This window comes from Sagittula sp., from assembly GCF_052825245.1.
The window spans coordinates 22,905-36,043 of record NZ_JBRBWD010000027.1 but is presented as its reverse complement, the minus strand read 5'-3'; the positions used below and the strand labels follow the sequence as shown (position 1 = coordinate 36,043).

At 66.1% G+C, this 13,139-nt stretch carries 12 protein-coding genes; 5 read left to right on the top strand and 7 right to left on the bottom strand.

Annotated features, from left to right (window positions below):
* Positions 1 to 177 precede the first annotated feature (177 nt).
* The gene (locus ACU0DV_RS10015; protein ID WP_446240843.1) at positions 178 to 915 is read right to left on the bottom strand and encodes an IclR family transcriptional regulator; all 738 of its coding nucleotides are present in this window, start codon (positions 913 to 915) and stop codon (positions 178 to 180) included.
* A 154-nt stretch (positions 916 to 1,069) separates the two neighbouring features.
* Here ACU0DV_RS10015 and ACU0DV_RS10010 point away from each other — a divergent pair, with 154 nt between their 5' ends.
* From ACU0DV_RS10010 to ACU0DV_RS10000, 3 genes are read left to right on the top strand one after another with little or no spacing between them, the layout of a single operon-like run.
* Positions 1,070 to 2,620: a 4-hydroxyphenylacetate 3-hydroxylase N-terminal domain-containing protein gene (locus ACU0DV_RS10010; RefSeq protein WP_446240842.1), complete on the top strand. Its 1,551-nt coding sequence runs from the start codon at positions 1,070 to 1,072 to the stop codon at positions 2,618 to 2,620.
* Between the two features lie 60 nt (positions 2,621 to 2,680).
* On the top strand, positions 2,681 to 3,295 hold the full coding sequence (locus ACU0DV_RS10005) for an FAD synthetase (protein ID WP_446240841.1): 615 nt from the start codon (positions 2,681 to 2,683) through the stop codon (positions 3,293 to 3,295).
* Entirely contained in the window at positions 3,292 to 3,777 is a 486-nt protein-coding gene (locus ACU0DV_RS10000) for a flavin reductase family protein (RefSeq protein WP_446240840.1), read from the top strand. The genes ACU0DV_RS10005 and ACU0DV_RS10000 overlap by 4 nt, the downstream gene beginning before the upstream one ends.
* Before the next feature lie 192 nt (positions 3,778 to 3,969).
* Here ACU0DV_RS10000 and ACU0DV_RS09995 read toward each other — a convergent pair whose 3' ends face one another.
* On the bottom strand, positions 3,970 to 4,827 hold the full coding sequence (locus ACU0DV_RS09995) for an alpha/beta fold hydrolase (RefSeq protein WP_446240839.1): 858 nt from the start codon (positions 4,825 to 4,827) through the stop codon (positions 3,970 to 3,972).
* Entirely contained in the window at positions 4,824 to 5,198 is a 375-nt protein-coding gene (locus ACU0DV_RS09990) for a hypothetical protein (protein ID WP_446240838.1), read from the bottom strand. The genes ACU0DV_RS09995 and ACU0DV_RS09990 overlap by 4 nt, the downstream gene beginning before the upstream one ends.
* Positions 5,199 to 5,429: 231 nt before the next feature.
* Here ACU0DV_RS09990 and ACU0DV_RS09985 point away from each other — a divergent pair, with 231 nt between their 5' ends.
* Together ACU0DV_RS09985 and ACU0DV_RS09980 are read left to right on the top strand one after the other, a co-directional pair.
* On the top strand, positions 5,430 to 6,299 hold the full coding sequence (locus ACU0DV_RS09985; RefSeq protein WP_446240837.1) for an intradiol ring-cleavage dioxygenase: 870 nt from the start codon (positions 5,430 to 5,432) through the stop codon (positions 6,297 to 6,299).
* Positions 6,300 to 6,375: 76 nt separating this feature from the next.
* Positions 6,376 to 7,548 carry a muconate/chloromuconate family cycloisomerase gene (locus ACU0DV_RS09980; protein WP_446240836.1) on the top strand — a complete coding sequence of 391 codons (1,173 nt, stop codon included), beginning with the start codon at positions 6,376 to 6,378 and terminating at the stop codon, positions 7,546 to 7,548.
* Between the two features lie 140 nt (positions 7,549 to 7,688).
* Here ACU0DV_RS09980 and ACU0DV_RS09975 read toward each other — a convergent pair whose 3' ends face one another.
* The 4 genes from ACU0DV_RS09975 to ACU0DV_RS09960 all read right to left on the bottom strand — a co-directional run bounded on the left by ACU0DV_RS09975 (position 7,689) and on the right by ACU0DV_RS09960 (position 13,065).
* Complete coding sequence (locus tag ACU0DV_RS09975; protein ID WP_100931538.1) at positions 7,689 to 8,576, bottom strand: LysR substrate-binding domain-containing protein; 888 nt, start codon at positions 8,574 to 8,576, stop codon at positions 7,689 to 7,691.
* Positions 8,577 to 8,683: 107 nt separating this feature from the next.
* The gene (locus ACU0DV_RS09970; RefSeq protein WP_157815112.1) at positions 8,684 to 9,091 is read right to left on the bottom strand and encodes a response regulator; all 408 of its coding nucleotides are present in this window, start codon (positions 9,089 to 9,091) and stop codon (positions 8,684 to 8,686) included.
* Complete coding sequence (locus tag ACU0DV_RS09965) at positions 9,075 to 12,536, bottom strand: chemotaxis protein CheB (protein WP_446240835.1); 3,462 nt, start codon at positions 12,534 to 12,536, stop codon at positions 9,075 to 9,077. Before ACU0DV_RS09965 ends, ACU0DV_RS09970 begins: the two co-directional genes overlap by 17 nt.
* Positions 12,529 to 13,065 (bottom strand): PAS domain-containing protein, encoded by a 537-nt coding sequence (locus ACU0DV_RS09960; RefSeq protein ID WP_446240834.1) that lies wholly within the window; start codon positions 13,063 to 13,065, stop codon positions 12,529 to 12,531. Before ACU0DV_RS09960 ends, ACU0DV_RS09965 begins: the two co-directional genes overlap by 8 nt.
* Between the last annotated feature and the right edge of the window lie 74 nt (positions 13,066 to 13,139).

Genomic DNA, 13,139 nt, shown 5'->3' with positions numbered 1-13,139 from the left:
TGGCTCAGTACCTCGACGCGGTTCAGCTCGCGCTCGCTCATCAAAACCCATCCCATGCCCGCAACCTCTGCCTGTTCTCATCGGGGCAGAGTGTGACACTTCTACTTTGCAGATGTGGGACACTTTAACTTTGCGCGTACAGGCGCCGCGCGGATAATCCGTCTTATGTAATCCAGATCACCCGGCGCATGACCCGAGGTCGGCGCTGATCCGGGCCGCCGCTGTCTGGCAGATCGTGCGGAACGCCCTTGGCTGCTCGTCGTATCGCGCCTTGGGAATGCAGAGGCTGACGGCCGCAAAGGGGATTTCCGTGTGGTTACGCAAGAGCGCCGCCGTGCAGATCACGTCCCGCTCCGTCGCGACCGGACCCGCGGCAAAGCCGTCGCGCGCCATGGCGGCGAGGTCCGTCTCGCGCCGTTCCGGCGGCAGCAGCGGCGTACGCCCGTTCGCGTGGTCGGCGAAATAGGCCTCCTGCCGCGTGCGCCCGGCGACTGACAGGTGCAGCATACCCACCGGCGTCTCGTGCGCATCGAGGTCGTCGAGGATGCTGCGCGCCACCCGCAGCGCCTTGCCGCCCTCGATGGCATCCGCCACCACCAGCCGCGAGCGGTCCAGAACCGTCAGGTGCACCGTCTCCCCGTAGTCAGCCACCAGCCGCTCCAGCGTCGGGCGGGCGGTGTCGACCAGGGCGGAGGTGTCGATCAGCACGCGGTAGAGAGAGGCGATCATCGGCCCCAGCCTGTACCGCCCCCGCGCGACGCGCTGCACCATCCCGATCTTGCGCAGACCGTCCATCAGGTCGTGCGTTCCGCTCGTCGACAGGTTCATCCGACGCGCGATGTCCGACAGACCCAGCTCAGGCTCCTTTTCGGAGAACAGCCGCATGATATTCCCGACTTTCCGGATAGTCCCCATGTTCACTCCTTCTCAACTGATTACTCATTCACACTATCCGGTAATAACGGATAAACTCACGGTATGGTCCGATACCTTTAGGCAATGCCGGATTTGACCTTTCATACCCTCCAACCCGATCAGCGATTTCCGGACGGGTCCAAGGGAGGACAAGATGAAAGATCACACCACACAGGGCACCGCACCCTACACCGGCGCCGAATTCCTCGAAAGCCTTCAGGACGGACGCTGTGTCTATGTCCATGGCGAGCGGGTCAAGGACGTCACGAAGCATCCCGCGTTCCGCAACTCCTCGCGCATGGTGGCGCGTTGGTACGACAAGCTGAACGCCCAGAAGGACACGCTTGGACGGCCCACCGACACCGGGTCGGGCGGCTGGACGCACCCGTTCTTCCTGGGGCCGAAATCGGCAGAGGACCTGATCGCCGGCCGCGACGCCATCGCCGAGACGCAGCGCGTGGCGAACGGCTGGATGGGCCGCGCACCGGACTACAAGGCAGCCTTCCTCGGCACGCTCGGCGCGAACAGCAGTTTCTACGGCGAATACGCCGATAACGCGAAGATGTGGTACGCCCGGACGCAGGAACGGCTGGACTACTGGAACCACGCCATCGTCAATCCGCCGATCGACCGTCACCTGCCCATCGAGGAAACCGGCGACGTCTACATGCAAGTGGAGAAGGAGACCGATGCGGGCCTGATCGTGTCGGGGGCCAAGGTCGTCGCTACCGGCTCGGCGCTGACGCATTACAACTTCATTGCCCACTACGGCATTCCCATCAAGGAGAAGAGGTTCGCCCTGATCTTCACCGCGCCCATGGGCGCCGAGGGGGTGAAACTGATCTCGCGCGCCTCCTACGAACTGAACGCGGCGGTGATGGGCACACCCTTCGACTACCCGTTGTCCAGCCGCCTGGACGAGAACGACTCCATCCTCGTCTTCGACAAGGTGCTGGTCCCGTGGGAGAACATCTTCATCTACGGCGACGTGGAGAAGATCAACGCCTTCTTCCCGGCCTCGGGCTTTGTCCCGCGCTTCACCCTGCATGGCGTGACGCGGCTGGCGGTCAAGATGGATTTCATTTCCGGTCTTTTCTCCAAGGCACTGGAGGCGACGGGCTCCGGCGTCTTCCGCGGCCCGCAGACGGCGGTGGGCGAGGTCATCGCCTGGCGCAACCTGTTCTGGGGCCTCTCGGACGCGATGGTGAAATCGCCCGTCGCGTGGGAAGGCACCAACGGCTACGTCCTGCCCAACATCAACTACGGCCTCGCCTACCGGGTCTTCGCGCCCATGGCCTACAGCCGCATCAAGGAGCTGATCGAGCGGCACGTGGCCTCCGGCCTGATCTACCTGCCCTCCTCGGCGATGGACTTCGGGTCAGAGGAGATCCGCCCCTACATCGACCGCTTCGTGCGCGGGTCGAACGGCATGGTCGCCGTGGACCGGGTGAAGCTGCTGAAGCTGCTCTGGGACGCGATGGGCTCCGAATTCGGCGGGCGGCATGAACTTTACGAAAGCAACTACGCCGGCAACTACGAAAACATCCGCATCGAGACCATGCTGACCGCGCAGGCGACCGGCGAGATGGAGATGATGCAGAACCTCGTGGAAGAGTACATGTCGGAATACGGCCTCGACGGCTGGAACGTGGCCGACATGATCAACCCGTGGGACGTGAACCGCCTCAGGGGCGGCTTCCAGTAAATCCTCCCGGATGCGGTCCGCCGGGCTTGGCGGGCCGCGTCTGACAGGCAAGAGGCCACCATGGATTTTCAGGCAGAACAGACACGCATCGTGACGGACTGGCAGGCGTCCCTGCCCGCCTCCGTCATGGCCATCGGCGCCTTCGACGGCGTGCATCGCGGCCACCAGGCGCTGATCCGCGGCGCGGTGGATCAGGCGCGGAGGGCACATGTCGCCTCCGTCGTCTGGACCTTCGACCCGCCGCCCAAGGTGGTCTTTGGCCGCGCCGCACAGCTTTGCCCGCTGGACGAGAAGCTGGCCCGCATCGCCCGGCTTGGCCCGGATTTGATCGTGGTCGCCCGCTTCGACCGTCTCTATGCCGCCCGAAGCGCCGACACCTTCCTGCGCGACCTCGCCCGGGTGAACCCGCAGGTGATCCACGTTGGCGCGGACTTCCGGTTCGGGCACCGGCAATCCGGCGACACCGCCCTCTTGTCGCGCCATTTCAACGTCAACATCGCGCAACCCGTGATCTGCGCGGCGGGCGAAACCGTATCGTCCACACGCATTCGCGCCCTACGTGCAGACGGGAGACTGGCAGAGGCCCGCGCCCTGCAAGGCCCCTTCGAGAGCGCCGCCTGCCTGACCGGGCGGATGCTGACACAGGACCTGAGATTCCAGGAGACGACGCCATGAACGCGCGCTTCGAACATATCGACCCCCGCGCCCTGCGCGATGCCTGCGGCGCCTTCGCCACCGGCGTGACGGTGATTTCCACCCGGACCGAGGAAGGCGACCACGGCATGACCGCCAACGCCTTCATGTCGGTGTCGCTGGACCCGCCGATGATCGCGATCTCGCTGGACCACAAGTCCAAGCTCCTGGACAAGGTGCGCGCCTCCGGCCGTTATGCGGTCAGCATCCTCTCCGACGAGATGGAGAAGCTGGCCATGCACTTCGCCGGGCGTTTCGACCCCGACCACGCCGACCCCTTCGAGGAGCTGGACGGCCTGCCCGTGGTGCCCGGCGCCGCGTCGGTCTTTGTCTGCGACGTGGCGCAGGACGTGGAAGCCGGGGATCACGTGGTCTTTATCGGACAGGTGACCCGCCTCGAACGCGCGTCGGGGGCCCGCCCGCTCCTTTTCCATGGCGGCAAGTTCGGCGGCCTGGCCGACTGAGGCCTGCCTCGCGCGCCTTCAGCGAACAGGACGGCGCGCCATTTCTTGCACGAAATGGCGCCGATAATGCCTGGCGCGGCGCCACCGGACACGAAATCCATGCAGGCCCCACGCCTCACTGCCAAAATCCGAAAGCAAAAGCGGCCCCCAAACGGGCCGCTCCCTTCCATCCCATGTCAGGCAAGCGCCGCCCTACTCCGCCGCAGCCGCCTGTGCACCCGTCACCCGCGCCAGCCCGTCGACAAAGAACGGGCGGAAGCCGTCGGGATGCTCGCTCATCGGGAAATGCCCGACCTCCTCCATCACCGAAAGCGTCGCCCCCGGGATCTGGTCGGCGGTGCGCTTGGCATCCTCCGGCGTGCAGGTGAAGTCATAGGCACCCACGATGAAATGCACAGGCGTCCGGGTCGTATCGATCCTGTGCAGCTGCCCCACGAGACTGTCGTCCTGCGTGTAGAACGAGAGATCGCCCCGGAACACGCCCGGCCCTGACTGCATGAACATCCAAAGGGTGTTCCAGCGCTCCGCCAGCGGCGCGTAGGGCGAGATGTTGGTCGACACCAGCGCCGCCCCCATCTCTCCGCCATGCGCGTCGGGCCGGTGGAACCAGTCGATGTCGTACCACGCCGGCTGGAAATCCGACGCCTCGATGGCCAGGAAGGCCCGGAACGCCTCCGGATGATGCACCGCCAGTTGCAGCGCGATCCGCCCGCCCATCGACACGCCCGCCAGCACCGGCCTGTCCAGCCCCAGCGCCGCCGAGACGGCAAGGACGGTCTGCATGTAGACCTCCGTCGTCAGCAGGTATTCCTCGGTCTGGAAACCCTCCGGCGGCAGCGACTTCCCGTGCCACGGCATGTCGAAGGCGATGACCCGGTGCAACGCGGTGATCTCCGCATCGTTCAGGATGTGCCGCCACTGGCGGGTGTCCGACCCGGCGGTGTGCAGGCACAGCACCGGCTGCCCCTGCCCCGCTTCCTCGAAGTAGATGCGCTGGCGCCGCCCCGCGACCTCGACCGTCACGTACCGTCCGCAAATCGGCTCGATCATGCGTTCACTCCTTCACGTCCAAGGGCCAGGACCTCCTTGAAGAACCGCAGGTTCTTCACGAGGCACAGCATGTCGCCGACGATCTCCGCCCGGCCGATCTTCACCATGGCAAAGATGTCGTGGAAGCCGGGCGCGGGCCGCGCGGTCCAGAAGGCACGCAACGCGTCGGCATCTGTCATCAGGCCGAAACGGTACGGCGTCTTCTTCGACGGCCCTTCGACAATGCGGTCGATGCGCCCCTTCTCGAACACCAGGTAGAATTCCTGCCTGTCCACCTTCAGCAGCACGGTTTCCGAAAACAGCGCGCCCAGGCGATGAAGATGCGGGCTGCGCTCAAGCTCTGCCCTGATCCGTGCCAGCGTGTCGTGCATGGGTCCTCCCCTGTCAGGCCCTGTTCCAGTCGCGCGCAGCATGGCGCGCCGCACAGCGGGCCGAAAGGTATGACGCGATACCCTCCAAGGCGACACGGCCAAGACCTTTTCGATATCGCCCGATACCCGGCCCCCGGCTTCCCCGATGCCCGGCAAGGGTGCACAGTCGCCCCACCAGACACCACCGGCACCCCAGCCGCCCCGACAAGACGCAAAAGGAGGAGGACCCCAATGCGCAACGTGACCGTAGAGAACGTCACCGACGTCGTCGTCGACGCCATCGGCGCCAGCAGCGACATTCCCGCCCGCCAGAAGGAGATCATGACCGCGCTGGTCAAGCACCTGCACGGCTTCTGCAAGGACGTGAACCTGACGCATGGCGAATTCATGCAGGCCTGCGATTTCCTCGCCCGGGCCGGGGCCGTGTGCTCCGACAAGCGGCAGGAGTTCATCCTGCTGGGCGACATCCTCGGCGTCGAGGTGCTGTGCGACATGCTGTCGAACCCGACCCCCAACGGCGAGACCACCGGTACCGTGCTCGGCCCCTTCTTCCGCGAGAACGCCCCGATCCTGCCGCACGGCGCCTCCATCGTGCAGAAGCACTTCGATGACGAGGAATCGGTCTTCGTCGAGGGCTACGTGAAGGACGCCTCCGGCACCCCGATCGCCGGCGCGATCATCGACGTCTGGGAAGACGCACCCAACGGCCTTTATGAAAACCACGACCCGGAGCAGCCGGAATACAACCTGCGCGGCCGGTTCGAGACCGACGAGAACGGCTATTACGCCTACCGCGCCCTGCGCCCGGTGCCCTACCCGATCCCGTCCGACTGGACCGCGGGCGAGATGATCGCCTACATGGGCCACCACACCATGCGCCCGGGCCACATCCACGTCGTCGTCAACAAGGAGGGCTACCGCCCGCTGGTGTCGCAGATCTACGACGCCTCCTCCGACTACCTCGACAACGACTCGGTCTTCGCCGTGAAGGAGAACCTGATCGGCGAGTTCCGCAAGGCCGACGCAGACCACGGCACCGACCTCCACGTGCAGTTCGACTTCGTGTTGGCCGACCAGAAGCTGGCCATGGCCGCCGAGTGACGGCTTGCCCCGCGCGGCGGACAACCGCCGCGCGGACCCCCACCAGACCCAATTCCCCTACGACAGGACCCCGGACATGAGCGCATCCCGCACGGCAGCGGTTGTAGAACTTGGCGGCGCGACCGCCCGCGGCACCGCCATCAAGGCGATCAGGACGCGCATCGTCGATTGCGTCACCACCCGGCGCCACAAGCTGTCGAACACCGAGCTGACCCACCAGTCCTTCGTCATCGTGGAGGCGACGCTGGCCGACGGCACCACGGGCTACGGCGAGGCCAGCACCCTCGGCGGCCCCCGCTGGTCCGAGGAAAGCGTGGAGGCGATCAAGGCCAACATCGACACCTATATCACGCCGGCGCTGCTGGACGGCTCCGCGCTCGACTTCGAACTGAACGCGCTGAAGATGAGGAAAGCGGTCAGCCGCAACACCTCCGCCCGCGCCGCGGTCGAGGGGGCGCTCTACGATGCCGCCGGCAAGTCGCTCGACCTGCCCGCCACAACCTTCCTCGGCGGCACGGTCCGCGACCGGATCGAGGTGCTCTGGGCCCTCGCCTCGGGCGACGCCGAGCAGGAGATCGAGGAGGCGCAGGCCAAGCTCGCCGCCCGCCTGCACCGCCGTTTCAAGATCAAGCTGGGCTTCCACGAACCGCGCGAGGACATGATCCGCCTGCGCCGCATCATGTCGGCCATGCCCGCGGGCACGGAAATGGTCGTCGACATCAACCAGGGCTGGTCGGAGGCCACCTTCATCCGCTACGCCCCGGAGCTGGCCGAGATGGGCATCGCCCTGATCGAACAGCCGCTGAAACCCGGCCTGTTGCACGCCACCGCCCGCATGGCGCAGCGCAGCCCGATCCCGATCATGACCGACGAGGCCGCCTTCTCCACGCAGGACCTCGTGCAGAACGCCGTAGCCGCCACCGGTTCGGTCTACTCGCTCAAGCTGGTGAAATCCGGCGGCCTGCAGGAGATGAAGCGCGCCGCCGCCGTCGCCAGCGCCTTCGGCCTCGAACTCTACGGCGGCTGCCTGCTCGAATCCGGCATCGGCGCCGCGGCCCACCTGGCCGTCTTCGCCACCCTGCCCACGCTGGAATGGGGCTGTGAACACTTCGGCCCCTCGATCCTGCAACGCGACCTGACCAAGAGCGGCATCCTCTACCGCGACTTCCACATCGAAACGCCCAAGGGTCCCGGCCTCGGCATCACGGTGGACACCGACGCGCTCGACGCCGCCACCCGCAAGTCCTGACCCGTCACAAACGGGCCCCACCCCTTCATCTTGGCGGCAAATACCTCGGGGGGCTCCGCAGGAGCGGGGGCAGCGCCCCCTCCCCCGTCCAAATCTCCGATGACACGCGGAACCCGGCACCCACGGCCACAGCCGCCCCCTCAGTGCCCGCGCCGGAACTTCCGCGCCACGTCGAAGAACTGCGCCACCTGCGCCGACTGGTTGTCGCGCCGGGCGTGGATGGTCAGCGCGGTCCCGGGGTTGTAACCCTCGTAGCTGCGGAAGAACACGCCGGGGCGCGAGGTCCGCGACACGCTCTCCGGCACGACCGAGATGCCCACCCCCACCGACACGAGGCTGATCGCCGTCTGGTAATCCTGCGCCAGTTCCAGCGCCGCGGGCTCGAACCCTTCCTTGCGGCAGATGCTCAGCACGAAATCCGCATAGCTGGGCCGCGGCCTGCGCGGATACAGCACGAAGGTCTGGCTGCCGAGCTCCGAAAAGACGATCTTCTTGCGCTCCGCCAGCTCGCTGTTGTCGGGGATGGCCAGGATCAGGTCTTCCTGCGCCAGCGGTTCGCGCCGCAGTTCGTCGTCCTTCAGGCTGGGCCGGGCGACGGCCACGTCGATCTCGCGCTGCACAAGCGCGGAATGCAGTTCGGCATTGTTCATTGCCGACAGCGCCAGCTCCACCTTGGGATAGAACGACCGATAGGACTTTATAAGATTGGGCAGCACCCCGTGCGAGGCCGATCCGACGAAGGCCACGCGCAGCCGCCCGACACCGCCTTCGCCGACCTGCCGGGTTTCCTTGTAGGCAGCCTCCAGCCGGTCGACCAGCGCGCGGGCGTGGCGTTCCAGCACCTCGCCCGCCTGTGTCTTGCGGATCTGACTGCGCGAGCGGTCGAAAAGCTGGGCACCGATCTCCGCCTCCAGCGCGGCGATCTGGCGGGACAGCGGCGGCTGGGCGATTTCCAGCCGCGAGGCGGCGCGGCCGAAGTGCAGTTCCTCGGCCACCGCCAGAAAATATCTGAGACGACGCAGTTCCATGGCACCCCTCCCTCAGACCTAGAAGGTATGGGAGGTGCGCTCACGATACAACTGCGATCATGGTCGGTCGGACGGGCGCCCTGCACACGCCCCGGACGCGCGTGGCGTCAGCCTGTCGCCTGCTCGCTTGCGGCTTCGGAGGCGGCGAGGGTCAGCGCCTTCATCAGGGTGCGCGCGTCGGTGGGCTTGGGACAGTGCATCGCGCCGGGAAAACGCGCGACGACCTCGTCCTCGATCAGGTGGCCGGAATGGAAGATCAGCGGCACGCCCGCCCGGTCCAGCCGTTCGGCCACCGGAAACACGTCGCCGTCCCGCAGACGCACGTCCAGAACGGCGGCCACCGGCACAACATCCTCGAGGGCGTCCAGCGCAACGGACACGCGGGCAAAGGGGCCGCACACCTCGAAGCCGCCATCCTCGATCATCATCTGGATGTCCATGGCGACGATCGCTTCGTCCTCGCACAACAACACGACCCCGCGCTGCTCTTCTGCTATGTCATTTCTTGTTTTCATAGTTAAGGCGTGTCCTGCGCATCCATTCGGTCTGCTCCACTTCGATGCGTCCGTCCAGTTGTGCGGCGGACATCTGCATGAGCGTGGAACCAAACCCTTTCTTTTCCTTCGACGGCTTAACCGCCGGAACGTCGTATCGTTCCGTCCAGTCGAGCACGACTTCGCTACCGTGTTCCAAAGACCACGAAACGTTGAGGCTGCCGTCCACGGCGCCAAGCACCCCGTACTTAGCCGTGTTGGTCGCCAGTTCGTGGAACATCAGCGACAAGGTGGTCAGCGTTTCGGGCGTCAGGGGCACTGCAGGCCCATCGACCGTCACCGAGGCATGACCGGCGTAGGGCTCCACCGCGCCCTCGACCGCGTCGGTCAGCGTCAGCCGGGTGCCCGCCGGAGCGCGGTGCGTCAGGTTGTGGGACCGGGCCAGCGCCCCGATGCGCGCCGTCACGCCCTCGACGAGATCCGGAACGGTCTCCGCCGAATGCCCGGCGATGCGCACCATGCCCGAGATGATCGAGAACAGGTTCTTCACCCTGTGGTTCATCTCGTGCAGCATGACCTCGCGCACCTGCCGCGCCTCTTCCTCCTCGGTGATGTCGAAGATCACGCCCAGCGTCCGCAGGCCCTGGCTGCGGTGCAGGCGTCGTCCGACAAGCTGCACCGACCGCGCGTGCCCGCCCTCGGCCGACGGCAGGGTGAAGGTCAGCGAGAACGGCAGCTTCGTGTCGCTGTTCTCCAGCGCCTCCTGCGCTTCGTTCCAGCTGTCCTCCGGCAGATGCGCAAGGAAGGCCGCAACCTCCATTTCCTCCGCCTCGACCCCCAGAAGCTGCGCGCCGATCGTGTCGAAGCGGATCGTGTCGCCGGTGCGCGAGAGTTCCCAGACCCCCAGCCCGGCCACGTCCAGCGCCATGCGCAGGCGTTCGCCCTCGGTCTTCAGGTCGTCCTCCAGCCGCAGCGCCTCCGTCAGCTCGGAGAACACCAGCGTCACGCCGTCGATCCGGTCCTCGCGTTTGCGATAGGGCGTCACCACCAGCGACCAGGTCCGGTGTTCGTCCGCATCCGCCACAGTCAGGGTCTGCTCTTCGCCCGTCTCCATGACGTGACGGATGGCCGACAGCACCTTCGCATCCTCGCCGATGCGGCTGGTCATCTCCGACAGCGGCCGCCCGCGGTCGCCATGCCGCAGCGGATAGACCGACTGGATGGCGTCGGTGAAGTTGCGGATGCAGCCGTCGGCATCGAGCATCACCAACGGCAGCGCGGTGGAGGAAAAGAAGTTCGACAGGTCCGCGTTGGCGACCGACAGGGCGTCGACCTTGTCCTTCAGTTCGTCGTTGACGGTGGCCAGCTCCTCGTTGGTCGACTGGAGCTCCTCGTTCATCGACATCATTTCTTCGTTGGAGCTCTTCAGCTCCTCGTTCGCGGTTTCCAGTTCCTCGACCGTGGTGTGCAGCCGCGCCCGGGTGGAGCGCAGCTCGTTCTCGAGGCTCTGCACGTGGCTGTCGGCGGCGTCCACGTCCTCGATCTCGTACTCGTGCGCCGGATCGAAACGGTCACGCTCGCGGAAGACCAGAAGGATGGTGCCGTCGCTCAGCGGATCGCCGATCAGGTCGAAACGCTGCTTTCCGAACTCCGAATTGGCGGTCAGGTCGCGGCTGATCGTGCGCTTGCCGGATTGCGCCACCTGCCGCACGATGGCCGAGATTGCCTCGCGCACGCCGGGCAGCGCGATCGACGCCGCGAACTGTGCCGACTGGTGCCCCGGCTGCATTTCGAGGTAGCGCCCCAGCCGCCCGGTGGAATTCAGCACCTCGCCCTGCCGGGACACCTGCAGCGTCGCCGGGCCGTAAACGTCGAGGATGCGATCGTGCACCGAATCGTCCGACCAGTCGACGCGTGTCGCCCGCCTGTCGGTGTCGTCCTCCGGCTGCCGCCTGCCCCGCTCGCTTTGCCGCGGCTGGTTGCGCAGGTGGAGCGGATACTCCGGGCGCGCATCGTTGCGCTCGAAGATGCGGGCCTGCGCGTCCAGCGGGTTGAACAGGTGGTCGTGACGGCCCAGCGATTCCGACGGGCCGAGGAACAACGCGGCGCCCGGCCGCAGTGCGTAGTGGAAGATCGGCATGACCGCCGCCTGCAGCTTGTCGCCGAAGTAGATCAGCAGGTTGCGGCAGGACAGCAGGTCGATGCCGGAAAACGGCGGGTCACGCACGACGCTGTGCACCGAAAAGCGGATCATCTCGCGGATGCGCGAGGTGACCTGGAACTTGCCGTCCCGCGCGATGGTGTAAAGCTCGCGCATCTCCTCGGGGATGTCGGCCATGGCGGCGTTGGGATACAGCCCGTTGCGCGCGATCCCCAGCATCCGCTCGTCGATGTCGGTGGCGAAGACCTGGATGTCGATGGTCCGCCGCTGTTCGCGCACTTCCTCGGCAAAGAGCATGGCGATGGAATAGGCCTCCTCGCCGCTGGAGCAGCCGGGCACCCAGACGCGGATCTCTTCCTTGCGGGAATTGCGCACCAGCGGTTTCACCACCTTCTGCCGCAGCATGTCGAAATGCGCCGGGTCGCGGAAAAAGCGGGTCACGTTGATCAGCAGCTCGCGGAACAGGATCTCGCATTCCTCCGGGGTGGACCGGATGTAGCGCAGGTAGGCGTTCGCGTCGTCGAGGTCGAGCACCTGTATGCGCCGCTGCACCCGCCGCGTCAGGGTCGACTTCTTGTAGCCGGAAAAGTCGTGCCCGGCGGTCGTGCGCACCACGGTGCAGATGTCGTCCAGCGTCTCCTCGACGGTCCGGGCCAGCGCATCCTCCGCCCCGTTGAAGGCGGCCTTGGCAAAGAACTGCTGGATGGTCTCGGTGATCTCGTTCGGGCGCAGCACGAAATCCACCAGCCCCGTGGACCGCGCCGAGGTCGGCATGCCGTCGTACTTCGCCGTCTCGGGGTCCTGCACGACGCACAGACCGCCGTGTTCCTTGATCGCCCGCAGACCGGCGCTGCCATCGGCGCCGGTGCCCGACAGGATCACGCAGGCGGCATTGCGGCCCATGTCCAGCGCCAGGCTTTCGAAGAAGTCGTCGATGGGCCGCCGAAGGCCGCGCGGCTGCGCGAAATCCGTCAGCTTCAGCACACCCTTGTCGATCGACAGCCCATGGCCCGGCGGAATGATGTGCACGCAGCCCGGGCGCACCTGTTCGCCGTCCTCGGTCTGGCGCACCTCCAGCGTCGTGTGGCGGCCCAGAAGCTCGGCCAGCAGGCTTTCGTGGTTGGGGTCGAGATGCTGCACCACCACGAAGGCAAGCTGGCAGTCCTGACCGGCGGTGCTCAGCATGTCGCGCAGCGCCTCCAGCCCGCCGGCCGACGCGCCGACGCCTACGACAAACAGCGCCTCCGCGTCCTTCGATGCCTTCTGCGCCTCTCCGTCCTCGCCCACCGGCAGCCCCTCATTCATCGAGAGACAGCCTTGCCATGAGCGCGATGGAATCCGCGATGGCCTGGGCAGAGCCCTGCATCGCCAGCCCGAATTCCTGCCCCATGGCCTCGATGTCGCTCAGGTTGCGCCGCAGGCGCGCATCGTGTGCCACAAGCTGGCGGCGCTGGTCGGCATTGGTCATGTCGAACTGCGACGCGAGGATGAACCGCGTGTCCCCGGCGCTGTTGCGCAGCCGGGACATCAGGACGAGGTTGCGGAACAGCGACCCGTCCTTGCGATAGTTCATCACCGGAAAGCGGCCGATGTCCTGGCTCGGATCGTGCACGAAATCGTGAAGCGCCTGCACCTGCTCGGCCGAGGTCTCCTCGCCCTGCAGGAAGCGGCAGTTGCGCCCTTCCACCTCATCCGGCTCGTAGCCCGTCAGCTTGGTGAACCCGCTGTTGACCAGCGCAAGCGGCACGTCGCCATCCTGCGTCGAAAGGGACAGTGCGACCCCTGACTTCTCGATATAGGCCTGCAACTTCGCAGGCAGAATGTCGCTACTCATTCCGTCCAGTGGTTCCTTGGAGCGTGGTTCACTGATCCAAGTTATGTGTTGCATTTGAGATGTCGAGCAAGCCC